24 protein-coding genes are annotated in these 21,308 nt (G+C 47.8%); 11 read left to right on the top strand and 13 right to left on the bottom strand.

The annotated features are described in order from the left end of the window. Positions 1-16: 16 nt before the first annotated feature. Genes Q7C_RS06325 through gmk form a run of 4 tightly spaced genes read right to left on the bottom strand, consistent with a single transcriptional unit; the run spans position 17 to position 3,551 of the window. On the bottom strand, positions 17-403 hold the full coding sequence (locus tag Q7C_RS06325) for a RidA family protein (RefSeq protein WP_014703894.1): 387 nt from the start codon (positions 401-403) through the stop codon (positions 17-19). Between the two features lie 47 nt (positions 404-450). Beyond that, positions 451-2,622, bottom strand: coding sequence for a RelA/SpoT family protein (locus tag Q7C_RS06330; RefSeq protein ID WP_014703895.1), 2,172 nt, complete (start codon positions 2,620-2,622; stop codon positions 451-453). A gap of 5 nt (positions 2,623-2,627) precedes the next feature. Continuing rightward, the gene (rpoZ, locus tag Q7C_RS06335; protein ID WP_014703896.1) at positions 2,628-2,888 is read right to left on the bottom strand and encodes a DNA-directed RNA polymerase subunit omega; all 261 of its coding nucleotides are present in this window, start codon (positions 2,886-2,888) and stop codon (positions 2,628-2,630) included. A 51-nt stretch (positions 2,889-2,939) separates the two neighbouring features. Beyond that, positions 2,940-3,551: a guanylate kinase gene (gene gmk / locus Q7C_RS06340; RefSeq protein WP_014703897.1), complete on the bottom strand. Its 612-nt coding sequence runs from the start codon at positions 3,549-3,551 to the stop codon at positions 2,940-2,942. Between the two features lie 218 nt (positions 3,552-3,769). On the opposite strand from gmk, the gene Q7C_RS06345 reads away from it, so the two are divergent. The 3 genes from Q7C_RS06345 to Q7C_RS06355 are packed head-to-tail and all read left to right on the top strand — an operon-like array spanning position 3,770 to position 7,560. After that, the gene (locus tag Q7C_RS06345; RefSeq protein WP_014703899.1) at positions 3,770-4,795 is read left to right on the top strand and encodes a Fe(3+) ABC transporter substrate-binding protein; all 1,026 of its coding nucleotides are present in this window, start codon (positions 3,770-3,772) and stop codon (positions 4,793-4,795) included. A 49-nt stretch (positions 4,796-4,844) separates the two neighbouring features. Continuing rightward, the gene (locus tag Q7C_RS06350; protein ID WP_014703900.1) at positions 4,845-6,521 is read left to right on the top strand and encodes an ABC transporter permease; all 1,677 of its coding nucleotides are present in this window, start codon (positions 4,845-4,847) and stop codon (positions 6,519-6,521) included. Continuing rightward, complete coding sequence (locus Q7C_RS06355) at positions 6,514-7,560, top strand: ABC transporter ATP-binding protein (RefSeq protein WP_014703901.1); 1,047 nt, start codon at positions 6,514-6,516, stop codon at positions 7,558-7,560. The genes Q7C_RS06350 and Q7C_RS06355 overlap by 8 nt, the downstream gene beginning before the upstream one ends. Here the strand turns inward: Q7C_RS06355 and Q7C_RS06360 are convergent. Next, positions 7,554-7,982, bottom strand: a complete 429-nt coding sequence (locus tag Q7C_RS06360) for a helix-turn-helix domain-containing protein (RefSeq protein ID WP_014703902.1) — start codon at positions 7,980-7,982, stop codon at positions 7,554-7,556. The two genes, Q7C_RS06355 and Q7C_RS06360, sit on opposite strands and share 7 nt — an antisense overlap. An 84-nt stretch (positions 7,983-8,066) precedes the next feature. Here Q7C_RS06360 and Q7C_RS06365 point away from each other — a divergent pair, with 84 nt between their 5' ends. Continuing rightward, on the top strand, positions 8,067-8,666 hold the full coding sequence (locus tag Q7C_RS06365; protein WP_014703903.1) for an SAM-dependent methyltransferase: 600 nt from the start codon (positions 8,067-8,069) through the stop codon (positions 8,664-8,666). 399 nt (positions 8,667-9,065) lie between these two features. Here the strand turns inward: Q7C_RS06365 and Q7C_RS06370 are convergent, their stop codons facing one another. Then, a complete protein-coding gene (locus Q7C_RS06370; protein ID WP_151194726.1) occupies positions 9,066-9,932 on the bottom strand; it encodes a YicC/YloC family endoribonuclease in 867 nt (288 codons plus the stop codon). A 114-nt stretch (positions 9,933-10,046) separates the two neighbouring features. Here Q7C_RS06370 and rph point away from each other — a divergent pair, with 114 nt between their 5' ends. Genes rph through Q7C_RS06390 form a run of 4 tightly spaced genes read left to right on the top strand, consistent with a single transcriptional unit; the run spans position 10,047 to position 12,880 of the window. Beyond that, positions 10,047-10,763, top strand: coding sequence for a ribonuclease PH (gene rph, locus Q7C_RS06375; RefSeq protein WP_014703905.1), 717 nt, complete (start codon positions 10,047-10,049; stop codon positions 10,761-10,763). After that, the gene (gene rdgB, locus Q7C_RS06380) at positions 10,760-11,365 is read left to right on the top strand and encodes an RdgB/HAM1 family non-canonical purine NTP pyrophosphatase (RefSeq protein ID WP_041366610.1); all 606 of its coding nucleotides are present in this window, start codon (positions 10,760-10,762) and stop codon (positions 11,363-11,365) included. Before rph ends, rdgB begins: the two co-directional genes overlap by 4 nt. Before the next feature lie 20 nt (positions 11,366-11,385). Continuing rightward, the gene (gene hemW, locus Q7C_RS06385) at positions 11,386-12,546 is read left to right on the top strand and encodes a radical SAM family heme chaperone HemW (protein WP_014703907.1); all 1,161 of its coding nucleotides are present in this window, start codon (positions 11,386-11,388) and stop codon (positions 12,544-12,546) included. Between the two features lie 37 nt (positions 12,547-12,583). Beyond that, the gene (locus Q7C_RS06390) at positions 12,584-12,880 is read left to right on the top strand and encodes a hypothetical protein (protein WP_014703908.1); all 297 of its coding nucleotides are present in this window, start codon (positions 12,584-12,586) and stop codon (positions 12,878-12,880) included. Here Q7C_RS06390 and Q7C_RS06395 read toward each other — a convergent pair whose 3' ends face one another. From Q7C_RS06395 to alaC, 4 genes are read right to left on the bottom strand one after another with little or no spacing between them, the layout of a single operon-like run. Then, entirely contained in the window at positions 12,881-13,396 is a 516-nt protein-coding gene (locus tag Q7C_RS06395) for a hypothetical protein (protein WP_014703909.1), read from the bottom strand. Beyond that, a complete protein-coding gene (gene thrC / locus Q7C_RS06400; RefSeq protein WP_014703910.1) occupies positions 13,397-14,479 on the bottom strand; it encodes a threonine synthase in 1,083 nt (360 codons plus the stop codon). 35 nt (positions 14,480-14,514) lie between these two features. Continuing rightward, on the bottom strand, positions 14,515-15,825 hold the full coding sequence (locus Q7C_RS06405; RefSeq protein ID WP_014703911.1) for a homoserine dehydrogenase: 1,311 nt from the start codon (positions 15,823-15,825) through the stop codon (positions 14,515-14,517). Beyond that, a complete protein-coding gene (gene alaC / locus Q7C_RS06410) occupies positions 15,813-17,012 on the bottom strand; it encodes an alanine transaminase (protein WP_014703912.1) in 1,200 nt (399 codons plus the stop codon). Before alaC ends, Q7C_RS06405 begins: the two co-directional genes overlap by 13 nt. A gap of 93 nt (positions 17,013-17,105) precedes the next feature. On the opposite strand from alaC, the gene Q7C_RS06415 reads away from it, so the two are divergent. Next, on the top strand, positions 17,106-17,951 hold the full coding sequence (locus Q7C_RS06415) for an HDOD domain-containing protein (protein ID WP_014703913.1): 846 nt from the start codon (positions 17,106-17,108) through the stop codon (positions 17,949-17,951). Positions 17,952-18,007: 56 nt separating this feature from the next. On the opposite strand, the gene Q7C_RS06420 is transcribed toward Q7C_RS06415, so the two are convergent. Next, entirely contained in the window at positions 18,008-18,400 is a 393-nt protein-coding gene (locus Q7C_RS06420) for a DoxX family protein (protein ID WP_014703914.1), read from the bottom strand. A gap of 176 nt (positions 18,401-18,576) precedes the next feature. Here Q7C_RS06420 and Q7C_RS06425 point away from each other — a divergent pair, with 176 nt between their 5' ends. Beyond that, the gene (locus Q7C_RS06425; protein WP_014703915.1) at positions 18,577-18,882 is read left to right on the top strand and encodes an MGMT family protein; all 306 of its coding nucleotides are present in this window, start codon (positions 18,577-18,579) and stop codon (positions 18,880-18,882) included. Here Q7C_RS06425 and Q7C_RS06430 read toward each other — a convergent pair. Together Q7C_RS06430 and dsbG are read right to left on the bottom strand one after the other, a co-directional pair. After that, entirely contained in the window at positions 18,879-19,673 is a 795-nt protein-coding gene (locus Q7C_RS06430) for an SDR family NAD(P)-dependent oxidoreductase (protein WP_014703916.1), read from the bottom strand. The two genes, Q7C_RS06425 and Q7C_RS06430, sit on opposite strands and share 4 nt — an antisense overlap. Positions 19,674-19,740: 67 nt before the next feature. Then, positions 19,741-20,571 (bottom strand): thiol:disulfide interchange protein DsbG, encoded by an 831-nt coding sequence (gene dsbG / locus Q7C_RS06435; RefSeq protein WP_014703917.1) that lies wholly within the window; start codon positions 20,569-20,571, stop codon positions 19,741-19,743. 121 nt (positions 20,572-20,692) lie between these two features. On the opposite strand from dsbG, the gene Q7C_RS06440 reads away from it, so the two are divergent. Next, positions 20,693-21,202, top strand: coding sequence for an NlpC/P60 family protein (locus Q7C_RS06440; protein WP_151194727.1), 510 nt, complete (start codon positions 20,693-20,695; stop codon positions 21,200-21,202). Positions 21,203-21,308: the final 106 nt, after the last annotated feature.

Here is a 21,308-nt window from a genome sequence, read left to right on the forward strand (position 1 = left end):
GTTACTCAGCGCGTTATTAACTGCTGAGATGGAGCACCGCGTCCATTTCTACCGGCACCCCTTTGGGTAACGATGCCACGCCAATTGCCGCACGCGCCGGATAGGGCTGTTGAAAATACTCAGCCATAATTTCATTGACCGTGCCGAAATAGCTGAGATCCGTCAAATAGATATTCAGTTTGACAACATCCTGCAAACTGCCCCCCGCGGCTTTGGCGACTGCTGACAGGTTATCGAAAACCCGTCTTGCCTGCGTCGCAAAATCCCCCTCAATAACCGTCATCGTCTCGGGAACCAAGGGAATTTGCCCGGACAGATAAACGACATCACCGACCTTGATAGCCTGAGAGTATGTGCCAATTGCTTCGGGGGCATCCGCAGTGTGAATCACTTCACGCGACATAAATTTTCTCCGTGAGTCACTTTTCGTGACAAATTGAACAAAAAGATTTAGCTATTAATCCGGCTGATCCGCTCAACCATTTCCAGTAATCGTAACCGACGAATAACACGCGCCAAATGTTGCCGGCTATAAACTTCGATAGTCAGGCGCAAATCTGAATAGCCACCATCACGCTCATCAACGACGACATTATCAATATTTGAGTCTGCTTCAGAAACGACCGCCGCAACCGTCGCCAGTACGCCGCGCTGATTTTTGACATGGACCATTAATTCCACCGGAAAAACCCGGCTAATATCCGACGCCCAGGCAACATCCAGCCATTTCTCATTTTGAACACGCAGGTGAGAGATATTTTTACAACTGAGCTGATGAATAATAATGCCGCGCCCGGTACTGACATAACCATGAATCGGGTCCCCTGGAATCGGGTGACAGCAACGACCAAAGCTAACGACCATCCCCTCCGTGCCGGCTATCAGTAACGCATGCGGTTCTTTATCCGGGGTTTCACTATGAACCAGTTTTTGTGCAACCAGTAAAGCGGCATGGTTGCCCAGTCCGATATCACGTAGTACCACATCAAAATTAGGTGCTTCAAATTCCTTCACAACGGCATTGATGCGCTTGGTGGAAATATTTTCCATTGCCGTTGAAAACGCCACCAAATGTTTGTTCAACAAACGCTGACCAAGGGTGATGGCTTCTTCTTCCTGCAGATTTTTCAGGTATTGGCGAATATTTGTCCGCGCTTTAGGGGTCACCACAAAATTAAGCCAGGCCGGGTTCGGATGGGCCGTTGGCGAGGTAATAATTTCAACTGACTGCCCGGTTTCCAACTGGGAGCTCAGCGGAACCACGTTACGGCCGACCCGCGCGGCAACACAACTATTGCCGACATCGCTATGCACCGCATAAGCAAAATCGACGGCGGAAGCACCGCGTGGCAGCGTGAGAATTTCCCCTTTCGGCGTAGACACATAAATCTCATCCGGAAACAAATCCATGCGCAGATTTTCCAGAAACTCCTCCGAGTCGCCAGAGCTTTTTTGCATTTCCAAAATGCCTTGTAGCCATTGTCTCGCTTTTCTATCAGCCAGCGTATTGCCACCACTCTCACCGCTTTTATAAAGCCAGTGAGCAGCCACTCCTGCTTCTGCCAGATGATCCATGTCCCGGGAGCGAATTTGCACTTCAATCGGCACCCCATAAGGGCCAAACAAAACCGTATGTAACGATTGATAGCCATTGGCCTTAGGAATAGCAATGTAATCTTTAAACTTGCCTTGGACCGGCTTGTAGAGATTATGAACAACCCCGAGCATCCGGTAACAGGCATCGACATCATCAACAATAATCCGAAAAGCATAAACATCCATCACCTCGGAAAAAGATAGCTGCTTGCTCCACATTTTTTTGTAAATGCTGTAAAGGTTTTTTTCTCGACCCTGAATATCGGCGGTCAGGCCTTCCTGCTCCATTCGGTTGAGAATAGAACTGGTAATCTGTGTGACAATTTCTTTGCGATTCCCTCGGGCTTTGCGTACCGCATCGGTTAGTACCCGATACCGAATCGGATGCAGGACGTGAAAGCCCAGATCTTCCAGCTCACAACGCATCAGATTCATCCCGAGCCGCTGAGCAATCGGCGCATAAATTTCCAAAGTCTCATTTGCAATACGCCGCCGCTTGTCCGGCCGCAAATGACCCAGCGTCCGCATGTTATGCAATCGGTCGGCAAGTTTAACGATAATAACGCGAATGTCTCTGGACATTGCCAATAACATCTTGCGCAGATTTTCAGCTTGTTTTTCAACCGGGGATTGATTGCTGTTTTCAAAGGCCGCTTTGGCCAATTTGGTGACGCCTTCAACTAATTCGGCAACCGTATCACCAAATTCGATCGCAACATCTGCCCTCGCCGCAGGTGTATCCTCGATAACATCATGCAATAGACCAGCCATGATACATTCGTAATCCATATGCATCATGGCCAAGACGTGCGCGACCGCCAGCGGGTGCGTGATGTATCGCTCACCACTTCGCCGTGTTTGGCCTTCGTGACAGTTATCGGCGTAATGATATGCTCGCCGAATGGCCTCTACCTGCGCGGGTTCCAGATAATTTGCGGTAGCAAAGCACAAGTCGTCGATAGTGAGTCGGGGTTCAGACTCCTGAATAAAATCCAGTTCGGTCGCGACAGTTGGCTTTGCACTCACTGGAATCAGACTTCTTTCAGCAACTCTTCTTCGGTAACTTGACTGACCGCTGCGTGTTCACGAGCATGCGTCTGTTCCAAAATATTGGGATTCACTAAGCCTGCGGCGATCTCACGTAACGCAAGCACCGTGGGTTTATCATTATCCAGTGATACCAGCGGGTCATCACCTAAGGCAATCTGTCTTGCCCGTTTGGCAGCAACTAATACCAGGTGAAAACGGTTATCAACATGTTCCAGACAATCTTCTACCGTCGTACGCGCCATTGAATTAATCCTGATTGTAGTAAACCGTTTATGGTACGAAAAATCGGCATTTCACGCCAGTAATTCCGCTAACAGCGACTGATATTGGTTCACTTGATGACGTTGTTGATGCCGGGCTGCGACAACGATCGCCGTTAAGCTGTGCAATGCGGTATCAAAATCATCATTAACAATTAAGTAATCAAATTCCACATAATGCGAAATTTCCCGCTCTGCGTCACGCATGCGGCGACTAATGGTTGCTTCATCATCTTGACCGCGATGTCGTAAACGTTGTTCCAGCGTGGCTTTTGATGGCGGTAAAATAAAGACGCTATGACTGTCAGCAAAATTATTACGAACTTGCTGTGCTCCTTGCCAGTCAATTTCAAGGATGACGTCGAATCCTTGAAGTAACTGCGCCTGCACCGCCGATGCGGACGTGCCGTAGAAATTGTCAAACACGTTGGCTGACTCCATAAATTCACCGGCATCTCGCATCTGCCCGAAGGTAGCCATATCGACAAAATGATAATCTTGTCCATCAATTTCACCTGCGCGTGCTGGACGCGTTGTATGCGACACCGACAGCCGAACTTGTGGCTGCGTGCTAACCAGGGCATTGACCAGACTGGTTTTTCCGGCACCGGACGGTGCAGCAACAATAAACAGATTTCCGGACATGTTAAAACCTTGGATTTGGGCGATGAATAGCTTGTTTAATGACGCAAACAATACTGGTTTCTGCTTTTTTGCGCCAGTCTCAACAGGATCCGGTAAACAAGACAATGGCTACCATCACCATTCCTTTGCTATCTCGTAAAATTTTGTTAACGCCCCTTTTTATTGAAAATAAATCTCATTATCATTTTATAACTATTCACTTATTGAAAGGAGAAATTATGCGTCCGACACGTTTACTTGCCTGCCTCGGTTTATCATTGAGTCTGGCTTTCCCGGTAGCGGCCTCCGCTGCAGAAGAGGTCAATTTATATTCAGCACGAATAGAAAGCCTGATTAAGCCGATATTAGACCGATTTACTGAGCAAACCGGCATTAATGTCAACCTTGTTACAGGTAACGCTGACCAACTCATCAGCCGGTTAAAAACGGAGGGCCGTAATTCACCGGCAGATATGCTGATCACCACCGATGCTGGCCGCTTACATCGTGCCAAGGAAGCTGGCGTTGTCCAACCAGTCTCTTCCGACATCTTGGCTGAGCGTATTCCTGAAGCGTATCGCGATCCAGATAATCAGTGGTTTGGCTTATCATTACGCGCCCGGCCAATCATGTATGTCGAAGGTGAAGTTGATCCTGCCGAGCTGTCAACATACGAAGATCTGGCTGACCCAAAATGGCAAAAACAAATTTGTATTCGCTCATCAAGTAATATTTACAATCAATCCTTGGTTGCCTCTTTGATTGAAGCGAATGGTCCTGAGGCTACTGAGAGTTGGGCTAAGGGTTTAGTCAATAATATGGCGAGACCACCGCAAGGCGGGGATCGAGATCAAATCAAAGCCGCCGCCGCTGGTCAATGTAAACTGGCTGTCGCCAATACCTACTACCTCGCCGGCATGATGAACAGCACGGATGTCAGCGAACAGGAAGCCGCCAGTAAAATTCGCGTTTTCTGGCCAAATCAGGCGGATCGCGGCACCCATGTGAATGTTTCTGGTGCAGCGATTACCAAAGCAGCGCAAAACCGTGACAATGCCATCAAACTGCTTGAGTTTTTAACCTCTGACGAAGCCCAACACTGGTATGCTGAGGTAAATGGTGAATACCCTGTTGTCGCTGATATTGAAAGTAGCGAATTGCTGCAACAATGGGGAAATTTCAAAGCAGATGATTTGAACATGTCGGTTTTAGGTGAAAATAATGCCGATGCTGTTAAGCTCATGGACCGCGCTGGTTGGCAATAATGACTGTAGCACGTAAAGTTGGCAACTTTGCCGTAATGCCTGCGTGCTGATGTCTAAAAACCAATCTTCATCCTTATATCGCAACGCCGTCATCCTGACGGCGTTGCTGCTTGCATTACCTGTTATTGTCGTACTGACCTTTGTTTTTGTGCCTAGCGGCGAGGTGTGGGCACATTTAGCCAGTACGGTACTTGATGATTATATCCAGCACTCGCTGTTACTTATGCTGGGGGTTAGCATTGGCACATTACTACTCGGTGTTAGCACTGCCTGGCTAACGACCATGTGCCAATTCCCTGGTCGCAGCGTGTTCGAATGGGCGTTGTTGCTGCCAATGGCCATGCCTGCTTATATTATTGCCTACACCTATACCGGTATGCTGGACTTTTCCGGCCCTGTACAGACGGCTATCAGAGATCTGACCGGCTGGGGTTATGGTGATTATTGGTTTCCCCAGATTCGTTCATTAGGCGGTGCCATTGTTATGCTCACATTGGTACTCTATCCGTATGTCTATTTGCTCAGTCGGGCGGCTTTTTTAAATCAATCCATTTGCGTACTGGATGTCAGCCGTACGCTAGGTAATGGCCCATGGCGGACTTTTTATAAAGTCGCACTGCCACTAGCCAGACCGGCGATTATTGCTGGTTTGTCTTTGGTATTAATGGAAACCTTGGCCGATTTTGGAACGGTTCAATATTTTGGTGTCAGCACCTTTACAACCGGCATCTTTCGAACCTGGTTTGGACTTGGCAGTGCCGCCGCGGCAGCACAATTGGCAGCAGGGTTGATGGTGTTTGTGTTTGCCTTGATTATTTTAGAACGCCTTTCCAGACGCCAAGCGCGATACCATCATACCAGCCGACGACATCAAGATCTGCGCCGCTATATTTTGCAGGGAAACCGTGCCATGGGGGCATTTGGGCTGTGTCTGCTAATCCTGCTGTTCGGCTTTTTGCTACCGGCAACGCAATTAGCTAGCTGGACATGGCAAGTTGCTGGCAGCATACTCAATGCACAATTCCTAGATATGTTACTAAATAGCCTGCAATTAGCGGCGATTGCTGCCATGCTGGCCTTGCTCATTGCATTGGCCATGGCCTATGGACAACGGCTTTATCCAAGCCGAAGTGTCCGATTTGCTGTGCGTTTGGCAGGCATGGGCTATGCTGTTCCCGGTGCGGTCATCGCCGTTGGTGTCATGATTCCCTTCGCTTGGCTCGATAATACGCTGGATAGCTGGTTACGCGACAACTGGTCGATTTCCAGCGGTTTGTTATTGAGCGGCACCTTGGTCGCCGTGACTTTTGCCTATTTATGTCGTTTTCTGGCTGTCGCCCTACAAACGGTGGAAAGCGGGCTGGGAAAGATTACGCCCGCCATGGATGAGGTAGGAAGATCATTGGGTTATCAGCCAATGCAGGCACTTAAAAAAATTCATGTGCCATTATTGCAAGGGAGTCTGCTAACGGCATTACTGCTTGTATTTGTCGATGTGTTGAAAGAACTGCCTGCCACACTGATTTTACGGCCTTTTAATTTTAATACGCTCGCTGTCAGAGCTTATGAACTCGCTTCTGATGAACGACTTGCCGAGGCCGCACCCGCCGCATTGGCAATTGTCGTCGCGGGTATTATTCCGGTCATTTTACTGAGCCGAACCATCACCCGAAGCCGGCGTATTGCCAACCACGTTGATGCCAATTTAAGGGAGACTGATGCCTAACCAACTTACCTTGAAAGATGTCAGTATTGCCTATGGCGATCACGTCGTGGCAAACCGCATTTCTTTTTCGCTTAACGTCGGGGAGATTGGCTGTCTACTTGGCCCGTCAGGTTGCGGTAAAACTTCTTTGCTGCGGGCAATTGCCGGATTTGAACCCATTCAGACTGGCACGATTAACCTAGATGGCAAACAAGTCAGCCAGCCAAATCAACATTTGCCACCTGAACAACGCAGAATTGGCATGGTATTTCAGGATTTCGCCTTATTTCCACACCTGACGGTTGCCGACAATATCGGCTTTGGCTTACACAAGCTGACTCGTCAGGCACGTACGGAACGCGTTGAAACCCTATTGAACCTGATTGGGCTGTCAGAAGCACGCAAACAATATCCGCATCAATTGTCAGGTGGCCAACAACAACGTGTCGCGTTGGCTCGGGCGATGGCACCACGTCCCGATATTTTACTTTTGGACGAGCCTTTTTCGAGCATGGACTCCGATTTACGCGAGCAATTAGCCCGCGAAGTTCGCCACTTACTGCAACAGGATGGTATCACCGCTATCCTGGTTACCCACGACCAAAACGAAGCTTTTGCCATGGCCGACCAGATTGGCGTGTTGGGAAATGGAGAGCTACACCAATGGGGTACGGGTTACGAACTGTATCATCAACCCGCCGATTTGTTCGTTGCTGACTTTATTGGTCAGGGTGCCTTAATACCCGGAGAAATTATCGGGCCGGATCAAATTCGTACCGAGTTAGGCATCGTTACCGGCCAGATAGCGGCAGATCATATCCAGCAAAACACGGTGGATTTATTACTTCGACCCGATGATGTTATTCACGACGATGACAGCCCGCTAAAAGCGCAAATTATTAATCGGGCATTTCGCGGTGCGGTCTATCTCTACACACTGAAACTGGCCTCAGGACAACTGATATATTGTCTGGTACAAAGCCACCATCAACACAATATTGGCGAAAAGCTGGGTATTCGGCTTGAAGCCGCGCATTTGCCGGTGTTTCGACGTCAGTGATCGACTTGTTTGGAAGTTTTACCGACAGCCTTCACATTACGCCATCGACGATGGGCAATATGCAATAAGCGCTGGAATGTCTCGCAGGACAAATGTTCTGCCGCTGGGCACATGGCAGCATGGCGCAAACCATCTCGCATAGCTGCCATTTCATTGATTTGTTTATCCAGCTCATTGGCTTTATTCAATAAAATTTCCCGGTTTATTGTGACGCCTTCAGGAAGCAACATCTGACTGATTTCTGCAAGAGTGAGTCCGGCTTTTTTTCCTAAGGTAATTAAAGCAAGTCGTTGAATAACGCCATCATCAAACACGCGTCGCAAGCCTTGACGGCCGATGGCGTGAATCAAGCCTTTTTCCTCATAGAAACGTAATGTCGATGCGGGAATACGCGTTCGTTTTACTACCTCGCCTATATCCAATGTTTATCCTTGACTTCAAGTTAACTTGAAGTAATAGCATGCACTTTACGCAGAGTTTAAATCAATACGAGAAAGGAGTTCAGAATGTGGGATGAACGATACAGCGGCAAAAATTATGCCTATGGCACAGAGCCGAATGATTTTTTAAAAGAGAAGTTCAGCGAACTGCCAAAGGGAAATGTGTTGTGTTTAGCAGAAGGTGAAGGTCGTAATGCCGTGTTTTTGGCTGAACAAGGCTTTGCTGTCACTGCCGTTGATTTATCCGCCGTGGGATTAGACAAAGCCCGTTCCCTTGCGGCATCCCGCGGCGTGCCATTGATACTGATACACGCGGATTTGGCGGAGTTTGATCTGGGCTTGAATCAGTGGGACGGCATTGTCTCGATTTTTTGTGCACTGCCATCCCCGATAAGACGCCGTATGCACAAACAGGTAGTCAACGCCTTGAAGCCCGGAGGCAGTATCATAATAGAAGCCTATACCCCGCAACAGGTGGAAAATAATACCGGTGGCGGTAAAGATCCCGATCAGATGCAAACCATATTGTCACTTAAACAAGAACTGTCTGGCTTATCATTTACTCACTTGATTGAGAAACAACGTGATGTTAACGAAGGTATTTATCACACAGGACTCAGCGCTATCGTCCAGGCCATCGCCTTCAAGGATCCAGATATTACCTAAACGCTATTGATCTAAACGGTTAAGTAATGCTTCTGGTTTGACAATAAATATATGCCAAAACACCATGCAATACGCCGATTTCAGTTCGCGATATCGCGGCAAAACCGGCTGACACTATGTCAGTCACGATACGAACTCCTATTAGGCTTTCATGTCCCGTGGATAGTATTGATCTGAGAAGTCAGCTTCTGCCGGCATGAAACGAAAGGTCTCTCTGGACACAGTCATATGCTAAGCGACACTCTTTTACGTAACGTCGATTTGGCACGCTTCAGAAAATCGCGCATCAGTCGGTTACGCGGATGCAGTCCTTGAATTGATTGGCATCGTCAAAACGTGATTTAGTCAGTGCTAATAATGAGTTTGACATCATGCTGCCCTTTTTGGCCATTTACGGCATTATTCGATATTTTGGATCTGTTCGCGCATTTGTTCAATTAGCACTTTTAAATCAACCGCATAGCGCGTTGTGGCAGTATCGATCGATTTTGATCCTAAGGTATTGGCTTCGCGATTAAGTTCTTGCATTAAAAAGTCCAATCGTCTGCCAACAGGGCCCTGCCGAGACAAAATATTCTGCACTTCGCTGATATGACTCTCAAGCCTGTCCAGCTCCTCTGCAACATCGCTTTTCTGAGCCAATAGCGCCACTTCTTGTGCTAACCGCTCACTATCCAGCTCGACTTGTAAATCCTGCAGGCGTTGCAGCAGTTTTTCATGATGTCTGGTCAAAATTTCGGGCAACAGTTGCCGGACATCCCTGGCAATATTGCCAATATCCTGACAACGCTGCTGTAATAACACTGCCAGTGACGCCCCTTCTCGCCGTCTGGTATCAATAAAATCGGTCAGTGTCTGTTTCAGGCACTGCAAAGCTTGTTCATGCAGGATTGCCATATCGACATCTGGTTGTTTGAGAATCCCCGGCCATTGTAATAGTTTTAACGGATCAATCGGGGTCGATGCGGCTGTCATGGCAGCTAGTTGGCGACTGGCATTGACTACGGCGCTGGCCAGTTTTTCATCGATCTCCAGCGCTTGTTCTCCCTGATGGGCAGGTTGAAAACGTAAAATTGCTTCTACTTTGCCACGACTGATTTCGGCAGACATCACTTTTCTGACTGCTATTTCCAGCGGTCGAAACGACTCATCCATGCGCAGACTCAATTCGAGATAACGGTGATTTACACTTCTTATCTCCCAACTGAGCACACCACTATCTAAAACCATTTCATGGCGAGCAAACGCCGTCATACTTAGTGTCACAACCAAAATCCTTGTTTATTTTTAAGATAGGTATGGTACCGAATATGATGGGCAAAACCCATCATGAAAAAGATTGTCAGTATAATGGGCTGTTTTTTTAAGAGGATTGAATTTATGCGTCCCAGCGGTCGTTTACCGGACCAGTTACGCGACATCACCATCAGCAGACATTACACCAAACATGCTGAAGGATCGGTGCTCATTGCTTTTGGCGATACCAAAGTATTGTGTACGGCCAGTATTGAAGAAAAAATACCGCCTTTTTTACGCGGCACGGGTGAAGGCTGGGTAACAGCAGAGTACGGTATGTTGCCACGTTCTACCGGCTCACGCATGCAACGTGAAGCAACTCGCGGCAAACAAGGTGGACGCACCATGGAAATCCAACGGTTAATTGGCCGTTCCTTGCGGGCTGCCATTGACCTGAAAGCACTTGGCGAGCGCACTATTACCATTGATTGCGATGTTATTCAGGCTGATGGCGGGACTCGAACCGCGTCAATCACAGGCGCCTTTGTCGCGCTGCAGGATGCCATTGATTACCTCATCAAAAACCGCAAACTTAAAAAAAGCCCCTTGCACGGTCAGGTTGCTTCTGTTTCTGTTGGTATCTATGAGGGAACGCCAGTGCTCGATTTAGATTACCCGGAAGACTCCAGTGCGGAGACCGATATGAATGTGGTGATGAATGATGCCGGTGCTTTCATCGAACTACAAGGCACGGCTGAGGGCCATGCTTTTCGTCGAGAGGAGCTACAAGCGATGCTGGAACTCGCAGATAAAGGCATTCAGACCTTAATGACAAAGCAACGTGAGGCACTCTCCGCGTGACTCAAATCGTGCTAGCCAGTAGTAATAAAGGAAAGCTGAGAGAATTGTCTCAGCTTCTCTCACCACTTGGCTTCGAATTATTAGCGCAATCAGAGTTAGGCGTTGACGATGCTGACGAAACCGGACTCAGCTTTGTCGAAAATGCCATCATCAAAGCACGCCATGCCGCTCAGATAACCGGTTTACCGGCACTGGCTGATGACTCTGGCCTTGAAATTGATGCTTTGCATGGCGCGCCGGGCATTTACTCTTCACGATATGCTGGAGAATCAGCGTCAGATGCTGAAAATATCAACAAAGTGTTGGCAGCATTACGCGAGGTCCCAGAAACTGAGCGAACGGCAAGGTTTCAATGCATTTTAGTCTTTATGCGTCATGCCGCTGATCCCACTCCCTTGATTTGTCAGGGCAGCTGGCAAGGGCAAATTCTGACCGAACCGGTTGGGGATGGTGGCTTCGGTTACGATCCAATCTTTCGGGTTACAGAAACAGATAGCAGCGCGGCAGAACTGAGCCCTGAACAAAAACAAGCGATCAGTCATCGTGGTAAAGCGTTAAGGCAGTTTCTAGAAGCGTTTCAATACGCCAGACATTTGCCCTGATCACGCACCTCGCTCTGGGTATGTTTCATTTCACTACACTGCCGCCGCTGAGCTTATACATTCATGTGCCTTGGTGTGTCCGCAAATGCCCTTATTGCGACTTTAATTCTCATCATGCACGTGACACGCTTCCTGAAAAAGCCTATGTTCAGGCTCTGCTAGCAGATCTCGAACAAGAACTGCCGCTTATTTGGGGAAGAACGGTTAACAGCATTTTTATCGGTGGCGGCACGCCAAGCCTGTTTTCTGCTGAAGCTTATGATCAGCTATTTTCTGGTATTCGTTCTTTATTGCCATTGCGTGCAGATGCAGAAATCACGCTGGAAGCTAACCCCGGCACATTTGAAGCCGCCCGCTTCCATGACTATCGGCAGTTAGGTATCAATCGCCTCTCCATTGGCATACAAAGTTTTGATAATAACGCGCTTATGCGGTTAGGCAGAATTCATGATGGTGAAGAAGCGAAGCGTGCCGTAGAGATTGCTCGACTGGTGGGCTTTGAAAATCTCAATTTGGATTTGATGTTTGGTCTGCCCGGTCAAACAGCAGTGACAGCGGAACAAGATGTTAAAACGGCCATTGATTTAGCGCCAACGCATATTTCGTATTATCAACTGACCATCGAGCCGAATACGCTCTTTTATCAACAGCCGCCTGATTTACCCGAAGATGATCCCATCATTGATTGGCAGGAGGCCAGTCAACAACGTCTTGCACAAGCGGGTTACCAACAGTACGAAGTGTCTGCTTATGCCCAATCCGGCAAAGCATGCCGCCACAACCTGAACTATTGGCAGTTTGGTGACTATATTGGTATCGGGGCTGGCGCACATGGCAAAATTTCTGATGCTGCCCAACAGACGATTACGCGGCGACTCAAACACAAACAACCCCAAGCCTATATGGATAAAACCATGAATCAGGCTGGACTGTTTAAGTCAGAGTTATTAAACGTGCGGGATATTGGCTTTGAGTTTATGTTGAATGCACTCCGATTAACGGAGGGGTTTGAGACGCGTTTATTTCAACAGCGGACTGGTATCCCATTGAAGCATCTCGATAAAGCACTCCAAATCGCCGAGACAGAGAATCTCTTGCATTACGATATTCACCGGATTTGCCCAACTGAGAAAGGTCGTCGCTACCTGAATACACTCATTGAGCTATTTCTACCGGAATAGTATGCTTAGCTTTCTTCATTCATCGGGAGTTGGTGCCATGCCAAAATGCGGCTTTTTTGTCTCAGCAACGGTCATGCTTTTGGTTTCTGTTTCAGCACAGGCCGATGTATTGTCAATTGCAACGCCAACCTACACCACACCGAATAGTGCAGCTGGGGTATTAAGACCAACGCAGGGCATGACCATGCAGCAAGTTGAACAACGCTTTGGTGCACCGAGTCAGCGTTTAAATGCGATTGGTGAACCGCCGATTACACGTTGGCACTACCCTGATTTTGATGTGTTTTTCGAACACAGCCAAGTCATCCACGCCGTGGTACCACGACAACAATAATCAGGGTTCAGTGACCGTCTCAATACCCAAAAACCGACGTTTTGCCCAGTTAGGTAAAGTCCCTACCCGCGCATGATGCAGAGAATCTGATTCAATAACGATTAACGCCAGTGTTGTCAGCAAAGTTGGCAAAAAACCTAAACCACCGATAAAGGCAAATACCGCTTCTTTCATCATGCCTAAATAAGTGTAGCCGAGAAATCCCAGAACAGTGATACTGACCAGAATCAGTAAAACGGATGCGAATAACTTGCTCCAACGCCGGGCAATCTGCCAGTGAATGTAAACAAACTCACTATCACTGCGCTTGACACGACTGGCGCGCCAGAACGTATAGCCAAGAAAACAAAAAGACAGCACTGGCACCAATACAATAAATTCAAAATAGCTTTTTCCTGTTGCAGCTATCGCCGTAAACAACAAGATATGGTTGGCAATGAGATTGGTCAGAAAGATATCGTGTGGCGTGCGCGCGATACTTCTTTCCGTTTCTGTTGGCGCCAGTGCCGCCGTCATTTAGGTACCCATATTATTCAATATCGCATCACGGACCGAATCCAGATCCGCATTCACTGTTACCACAGCAGAAGTGCTCTGCTTAATAGCCGTATCGGGATCTTTCAGACCATGACCAGTCAGCGTACAAACCACTTTACTGTTTTCTGGAATCTTGCCATTCTTGATATCCCGTAATGCGCCAGCAACAGAAGCCGCCGAAGCCGGTTCACAGAAAATGCCTTCCATTTCTGCTAGTAACTTTTGAGCCGCAAGAATTTCTTCATCGGTGCACTCATCAAACCAACCGCCTGATTCTTCTTTCACTTTCCAGGCCTTGTCCCAGCTTTGCGGATGGCCAATTCGAATGGCGGTCGCGACTGTTTCGGGATCATCTACCATGTGGCCACGCATAAATGGGGCACTGCCACTGGCTTGAAAGCCCAGCATTTTTGGCCGCGTGGCGACAATACCATCTTCATAATATTCGCTGTAGCCCATCCAATGCGCGGTAATATTGCCAGCATTACCGACCGGCAGACAGTGATAATCTGGCGCACAAGATAATTCTTCAACAATTTCAAACGCGGCTGTTTTCTGACCTTGTAGTCGATACGGGTTAATCGAATTAACGATAGTCACCGGTGCATGCTGAGCGACATCTTTAACCAATTGCATACCCTGATCAAAGTTCCCCTTGATCTGGATCACCGTGGCGCCATGCATCATCGCCTGAGCAAGCTTGCCCTGCGCGATTTTACCATCAGGAATCAGGACAAACGCAGTGATACCAGCACGTGATGCATAGGCTGCGGCCGCCGCTGAAGTATTACCCGTCGATGCACAAATAATGGCTTTACTGCCTTCTTCAACCGCTTTGGTAACCGCCATGGTCATACCACGATCTTTAAATGATCCGGTTGGATTGAGCCCTTCGTACTTAATATACATATCGACATGTTTGCCGATTTTTTTGGGAATGTTGTTGAGCTTAATGAGTGGTGTATTGCCTTCACCAAGACTAATCAAGCGCGTATCGTCATTGACCGGCAGACGATCACGATAATGTTCAATCAGACCAGTGTAACGGGGTCGGAATTGCATATATTTTCCTCTTAAATTCTTAAAATAGGCCGATATCAGCCCAGCGTTTCCATGCGGATACGCATAATGGTCGTTTTGACGGTATCCAACGCCTCAATCTGGGCGATAGCTTCGTCCATGTTTTGTTCAGCAACTGGCTGGGTCAACATAATGATAGGCACCAGTCCCTCATCATCTTCAGGTTGCTTTTGCAGGATGGCTTCAATATTAATACCCTGCTCACTGAAAATCCGGGTAATGTTTGCTAAAACACCGGGTTTGTCCTCAGTTTGAATGCGCAGGTAGTAAGATGTTGTCACTTCTGACATAGGTAAAATCGGCGTGTCTTTGATGGCATCTGGCTGGAAAGCAAGATGGGGAACACGATTTTCGGGATCTGAGGTCAAGGCACGAACGATATCAACAATATCCGCAACGACAGCAGATGCCGTCGGCTCAGAACCTGCGCCAGCACCATAATAAAGCGTTGGTCCAACCGCATCCCCCTTGACCACCACGGCGTTCATCACACCATTCACATTTGCAATAAGGCGACGATGCGGAATCAGCGTTGGATGCACACGCAGCTCTACGCCACTTGCAGTCCGCTTGGCAATACCAAGATGTTTGATTCGATAGCCCAACTCAGCAGCATACTGCACATCTTCTTGCGCAATTTTACTGATACCCTCGGTGTAGCACTTATAAAACTGTAGCGGAATGCCAAACGCGATAGAAGCCATGATGGTCAGCTTATGCGCCGCATCAATGCCTTCCACATCAAAAGTCGGATCAGCCTCGGCATACCCTAATGCCTGTGCTTCAACCAGAACATCCGAAAAATTTCTGCCTTTATCACGCATTTCGGTGAGGATGTAATTACCGGTTCCGTTGATAATGCCGGCCAGCCATTCAATGCGGTTCCCAGCCAAACCTTCCCGCATGGCTTTGATAATAGGAATACCTCCAGCCACAGCAGCTTCAAAGGCAATGGTGACGCCTTTTTCCTGGGCGTTGGCAAATAACTCATTACCATGCATAGCGATCAGCGCTTTATTTGCCGTAACAACATGCTTGCCGTTATCAATCGCCTGCATCACCAGATCTCGCGCGACACCAGTACCGCCAATCAACTCAACAACAATTTGTACTTCGGGATTATTTACAACCGAAAACGCATCATCCGTGAGGGCGACCCCAGTCAGGTCACAATCAAAATTTTTATCTGTATCACGATCCGCGGCGGTGAAAATTTCTATATCACGGCCGGCGCGCCGACTGATTTCTCTGGCATTACGTTTTAAAACACTGACGGTACCACTACCAACCGTGCCAAGTCCGAGAATACCGATTTTTACTGATTGCACACAGCCCCCTGGTCTTTCTTAATCATGTCACGAATGCCTCGAATAGCCTGACGGGTACGGTGTTGATTTTCAATCAGGCCAAACCGGACATATTCATCACCATACTCACCAAAACCGACCCCTGGCGATACCGCGACTTTCGCGTCTTTCAGCAATTTTTTACTAAATTCCAATGAACCCATTTCACGATACTGTGCTGGAATTTTCGCCCAGACAAACATGGTTGCCTTAGGTTTTTCGACTGTCCAGCCGATGGCGTTGAGCCCATCACACAGCACATCACGACGCTGGCGGTAGGTTTCGGAAATTTCTGCGACACACTCTTGCGGACCATCCAGTGCAGCAATCGCTGCAACCTGAATTGGCGTAAACATGCCATAGTCCAAATAAGACTTCATCCGTGCCAACGCAGCGACCAAGGTTGGATTGCCGGACATAAATCCAATTCGCCAGCCGGGCATATTATAAGTTTTGGATAGGGTGTAAAACTCGACAGCGACATCTTTGGCACCGGGTACCTGTAAAATTGACGGTGCCTTGTAGCCATCAAAACAAATCTCACCATATGCCAGATCGTGAATCACCCAAATCTGGTGCTCTTTGGCAAATGCGACGATCTGTTCAAAAAAAGCCAGATCAACGCATTGTGTTGTTGGGTTGCCCGGAAAGTTTAAAACCAGCATTTTCGGTTTTGGCCATGAATCTTTAACCGACTTTTCCAACTCCGCGAAAAAATCTACTTCAGGCGTCAACGGCACATGTCGGATATCCGCGCCGGCAATAACAAAACCGTAGGGGTGAATCGGGTAAGCAGGATTTGGCACCAACACGGCATCCCCAGGACCAACCGTTGCCAAGGCAAGGTGAGCCAGACCTTCTTTAGAGCCGATGGTGACGATCGTCTCTGCATCGGGATCGAGTTCGACATCAAACTTACGCTGATACCAGTCACAAATTGCTTTGCGGAGCCGAGGAATACCGCGCGAAACGGAATATCGATGCGTATCTGGTCGTTGTGCCGCCTCAACTAATTTATCGACAATATGCTTGGGTGCCGGCTTATCCGGATTACCCATACCAAAGTCGATAATATCTTCCCCCCGCGCTCGAGCCTTGGCTTTCAAATCATTTACAATATTGAAAACATAGGGCGGCAGACGTTTGATTCTGGGAAATTCGTCGTTCAACTTGATACCTGCGATAAGCTAAAGCGGTTGGCAAACAAAGCAAAATAACTGAAAATCACGGACACATCAAATTCATTTAAATTAAGGATGCCGATGAGTCAGCAAAACCAATTATACAACACCATACTGACAGATTTGGACAAAGGTAAGTTGGTTTTACCCACCTTGCCCGACGTCGCAATCAAAGTTCGTGATGTTGTCAGTGACCCCGATGCCACTTCAGCCCAGCTCGCCGACATTATTATGACAGATGCGGCGTTATCTGCACGGCTGCTTAAAGTCGCTAATAGCCCCCTCTATCGAGGCAGAATTCATGTCGACTCGGTACAAACAGCCATTACCCGCTTAGGCTTAAAAATGGTTCGCAACCTGGTGACCGGTCTGGTTGTCGAGCAAGTATTCCGACCCACTTCTAAAAAACTGGAAAAGCGTGCTCGAGACTTGTGGCAGCACAGTATTGAAGTCTCCGCAATCAGCCAGGTCATTGCCAGCAAACAAAGCAATATTAAAACGGATGAGGCCATGCTTGCTGGACTTATTCATGCGATTGGTGTGCTCCCCATCCTGACCAGGGCCGAAAAAGACCCCGAATTGCTTGATGATGAATCGCGGCTCGATATGCTCATCGAAAACCTTTACCCACGCATAGGCGCCGCCATCCTGAAAAGCTGGGAATTTTCGCCTAATCTGATTACCGTTGCCGCAGAACATGCCAACCTCAATCGAAACAGTGGCCCAGAAGGTCCGGATTTATGTGATGTTGTGCAAGTCGCCAACCTGCAAAGCTATTTTAATACCGATAAAGCCTTAGACCCACAGACCAGACACCGCGTATTGGCTTTTGAAAAACTCGGTATTGATACCGGTATTAGTGTGGTTGAGCTTGATGAAAATAGTGCCGAATATGCTGAGGCATTAGCGATGTTTGAAAATTTCTAAATTACCAATAAAAAAGGCCCGCGTACGGCGGGCCTTAATATTGCAAGCTGGAAACCTTATTTTTTATTAATCAGGTTATCCAGACTCCATGATCCGCCACCAGCGGTCCAGATATACAAAAAGACAAAGCTGAACAAGGCCGCCAGCTCACCACCATTATTGATTGGCCAGAAATCACGGTGCGCGTGGGCAATAAAATATGCAAAGGCCATCAAACCTGACAGTAAAAACGCAACCGGACGGGTAAATAAGCCAATTAACAGCAATGCGCCACCAAACAACTCCAGCACGCCTGCGACCCCACCTAACGACAGTAACTCAAATGGTCCACGTGCTTCTGCCGGGAAACTGAGAATTTTTTGTCCACCATGCTGCATAAACAAAAAAGCGGCTACAATCCGCAGCACACTTAAAATGCGCGGTTGCCACGCTGCCAGAAAATTGTCCATTGTCTTTCTCCTTAATTATTAATATGCGTAATCGCTGAGCTAACCCTTTAGGGTGACATTGAGTCTAGCAAGATTACCCGGCTTGGGACACATTCTTATCTGTGAATTATCCGAGCCGACAAAAAAATATGCTATTTTCCTAAAAAATCGACTTACAAGACTTTTTATCCCACCACATGACGCCAATATTCGACCACATTATTTGGCAACTTCTCGCTGCCGTACCGTCCGGTAAAGTCACTTGTTATCGTGATTTAGCGAAGCAGGCTGGCTATCCAAATCATGCCCGACAAGTTGGCAACATACTTAAAAACTTACCAGATGGGTCGCATTTACCTTGGCACCGTGTTATTCGTGCTGATGGTCATCTCGCCTTTCCGGTTGGCAGTGCCGCTTATCAACAGCAATACCAGCGACTTATCCAGGAAGGAGTCCGTTTCACAGGAAACCGGGTCAAACTAGCCGAATTTCGCTGGCACTAAAACGCACTTTTTATCACCCCACCATCAACGCGAATCGCAGCACCCGTTGTCGCAGAAGCTAAAGGACTCGACAAATAACAGACCATCGCAGCAACTTCATCCGTCCGGGCAAAGCGCTTAATCAGTGATGTCGGACGGGCCTGCTCGACAAAATCTGCTTCGAATGTCTCTTGATCTTGTCCGTTTTGCTGAGCCAGTTCACTGACAAAGGTTTCTACACCTCGGGAACGGGTTGGACCGGGTAACACGGAATTCACAGTAATCCCCGACCCCGCAACGGTTTCAGCCAGCCCTCTTGCCACGGCGATTTGCGCAGACTTTGTCATACCATAGTGGATCATTTCGGGCGGTATCTGAACACCACTTTCACTGGAAATAAAAATAATCCTGCCCCAGTTTTGCTGCTGCATGGCTGGTAAATAACTTCGGCTCAAACGTACACCACTCAGCACATTGACATCAAAAAACCGGCGCCATTCGGCGTCGCTGATGTCTGCAAATGGAACGGGTTCAAATATCCCCAGATTATTGATCAAAATATCGACTGCCGGGTACTGCTGGTGCAATGCTGCGGCCGCAGATTCCAGGGACAAATCACCAGCAAACCCTAAAATTGTTCCGGGGAATTTTTCGTCTTGCAATGACTGAATTGCCTTGTCAACCGACGATTGAGTTCGACCATTGATAATAACGGTCGCACCTTCTGCCAATAATGCAGCGGCAATCGCATAGCCGATTCCAGCCGTACTGCCAGTCACCAGCGCGTTTTTGTCACTCAGTAATAAGTTCATCATTTCCCCTTTATGGAATGCATCTATCGATTAGTAACACTTACAAAAAACCAAAGCTTAACCTACCTCAATTTGTTGATGAGGATATTGGCTGTTTGTCTATTTGAAATAAATGGTGCAACTCGGTACGAGTGGGTAAGCCTTCCAGCAAATGAATATCACCACGCTCGTCCTGATAAAGCGTGCTCGGTGTTGTCAGCAAGCCCAATTGTTCCATCAAGGCATTGTTAGCAAGAACACGTTGCTGCCCTTTTGTACCATCAGATAAGGGTAGTATAGCGCTGGTCTGTGTCTCTTTATTGGCAAGAAAGCGCTGCCAAGCGGACTCCGGTGAGTCTGAATTCATTATCTGAGCCGCTTTCGCCAAGCTGTTTTCTTGCAAAATGCCGACTATGATGTGGCGTAGCTGCACTGCTCCCGCGTCAATATGGTCAGCAGCGAGCTCACGAAAACGATGACAGTAAGGACAATACGGATCTGTAAATGTGTAAATAATCCGTGGGGCTGACGCATCGCCATCCTTAATCCAATGTGCTGATTTCGTGACATTTTCCCATATCCGCTGGTTATGTGGCGCGCTCACCAGTTCATAAATCGCATCCGCGCCCAAATTGTTACCCTGACTGTCAATTAAATCACCAACAATCGCGAATTCACCGTCAGGCGTAGTGTAAATACTCATCGCCTCGCCTTGATAGGTGCCGACATGACCAGTCAAACCAGCTGACGTCGAAAAATCACCAATAATTTGCACCCCTTGCTGCTCAATATAATTTAAAGCGTTGTCAGACTGAGGCGATACCGAATGATAATTCAGACCATAACTGACCACCCCGACAACGGCAGCCAAAACCAAAGCAAGCAAGATAATTTTGATAAGACGATTTCCGAACAACATGTCACTCCCACTGATAAACTTTAATTCACTCTCGGCGTCAGACTACCGAATAAGACCGTTTGTTTTACTCGCCATTACAATCCCGTTTTGCTTCACAATTTGCCGTAAGATGATTGATAGCATGTTTTTAACGTCTCAAATAGCTTCATTAACGCTGCGTTATGTCGGCAGTTTGATGGTAATTTTGATGCTTGCCGCCTGCCAGGGAAATGTCACCAGACCTCCATCTGCACTTCCAGAAACCAGTCAGATACCCCACCAAAACCCCTTACTGAAGCGGCTCTATCAACATCATGCTGTCTGGCAAGGTACGCCTTATCAATTAGGTGGAAACAGTCGTGCTGGCATTGATTGTTCGGCATTTGTGCAACTGACTTATCGTGAATTATGGGGCATTGATTTGCCACGGACTACCGCAAAACAGCGACTGGCAGGGAAACACATCCCGCGCGCCAACCTGAAAACAGGCGACTTGGTATTTTTCCGCAATGCTGGTCATGTCGGCATTTACCTACAAAACAATCAGTTTTTGCATGCCTCCACCTCAAGTGGAGTGATGATCTCCAACCTCTATAATGCCTATTGGTCTCGCCATTTCAGCCAGGCAATTCGTATCGCCCCCTTAGATTAAACCGGTTACCGCCGCTTTAAAACTTGCCTAGGTCAAAATAGCTATCCGTTGAGTGTGCGCCCCCTGCTTTAGCACAGTGTCCGACATTTGATGGAACTCGCCACGA

This window comes from Methylophaga frappieri, assembly GCF_000260965.1.
Taxonomy (GTDB): Bacteria; Pseudomonadota; Gammaproteobacteria; order Nitrosococcales; family Methylophagaceae; genus Methylophaga; species Methylophaga frappieri.

Excerpts from the sequence above, each read along its gene's own strand:
- Q7C_RS06415 (WP_014703913.1), top strand. The coding sequence starts at position 17,106 with ATGAGTCAGCAAAACCAATTATACAACACCATACTGACAGATTTGGAC.
- thrC (WP_014703910.1), bottom strand. The coding sequence starts at position 14,479 with ATGCAATTCCGACCCCGTTACACTGGTCTGATTGAACATTATCGTGAT.
- Q7C_RS06365 (WP_014703903.1), top strand. The coding sequence starts at position 8,067 with ATGTGGGATGAACGATACAGCGGCAAAAATTATGCCTATGGCACAGAG.
- rpoZ (WP_014703896.1), bottom strand. The coding sequence starts at position 2,888 with ATGGCGCGTACGACGGTAGAAGATTGTCTGGAACATGTTGATAACCGT.
- Q7C_RS06425 (WP_014703915.1), top strand. The coding sequence starts at position 18,577 with ATGACGCCAATATTCGACCACATTATTTGGCAACTTCTCGCTGCCGTA.
- Q7C_RS06325 (WP_014703894.1), bottom strand. The coding sequence starts at position 403 with ATGTCGCGTGAAGTGATTCACACTGCGGATGCCCCCGAAGCAATTGGC.
- gmk (WP_014703897.1), bottom strand. The coding sequence starts at position 3,551 with ATGTCCGGAAATCTGTTTATTGTTGCTGCACCGTCCGGTGCCGGAAAA.
- Q7C_RS06440 (WP_151194727.1), top strand. The coding sequence starts at position 20,693 with ATGTTTTTAACGTCTCAAATAGCTTCATTAACGCTGCGTTATGTCGGC.
- Q7C_RS06395 (WP_014703909.1), bottom strand. The coding sequence starts at position 13,396 with ATGACGGCGGCACTGGCGCCAACAGAAACGGAAAGAAGTATCGCGCGC.
- Q7C_RS06345 (WP_014703899.1), top strand. The coding sequence starts at position 3,770 with ATGCGTCCGACACGTTTACTTGCCTGCCTCGGTTTATCATTGAGTCTG.
- Q7C_RS06420 (WP_014703914.1), bottom strand. The coding sequence starts at position 18,400 with ATGGACAATTTTCTGGCAGCGTGGCAACCGCGCATTTTAAGTGTGCTG.
- dsbG (WP_014703917.1), bottom strand. The coding sequence starts at position 20,571 with ATGTTGTTCGGAAATCGTCTTATCAAAATTATCTTGCTTGCTTTGGTT.
- rph (WP_014703905.1), top strand. The coding sequence starts at position 10,047 with ATGCGTCCCAGCGGTCGTTTACCGGACCAGTTACGCGACATCACCATC.
- Q7C_RS06350 (WP_014703900.1), top strand. The coding sequence starts at position 4,845 with ATGTCTAAAAACCAATCTTCATCCTTATATCGCAACGCCGTCATCCTG.
- Q7C_RS06430 (WP_014703916.1), bottom strand. The coding sequence starts at position 19,673 with ATGAACTTATTACTGAGTGACAAAAACGCGCTGGTGACTGGCAGTACG.
- Q7C_RS06390 (WP_014703908.1), top strand. The coding sequence starts at position 12,584 with ATGCCAAAATGCGGCTTTTTTGTCTCAGCAACGGTCATGCTTTTGGTT.
- hemW (WP_014703907.1), top strand. The coding sequence starts at position 11,386 with ATGTTTCATTTCACTACACTGCCGCCGCTGAGCTTATACATTCATGTG.
- Q7C_RS06355 (WP_014703901.1), top strand. The coding sequence starts at position 6,514 with ATGCCTAACCAACTTACCTTGAAAGATGTCAGTATTGCCTATGGCGAT.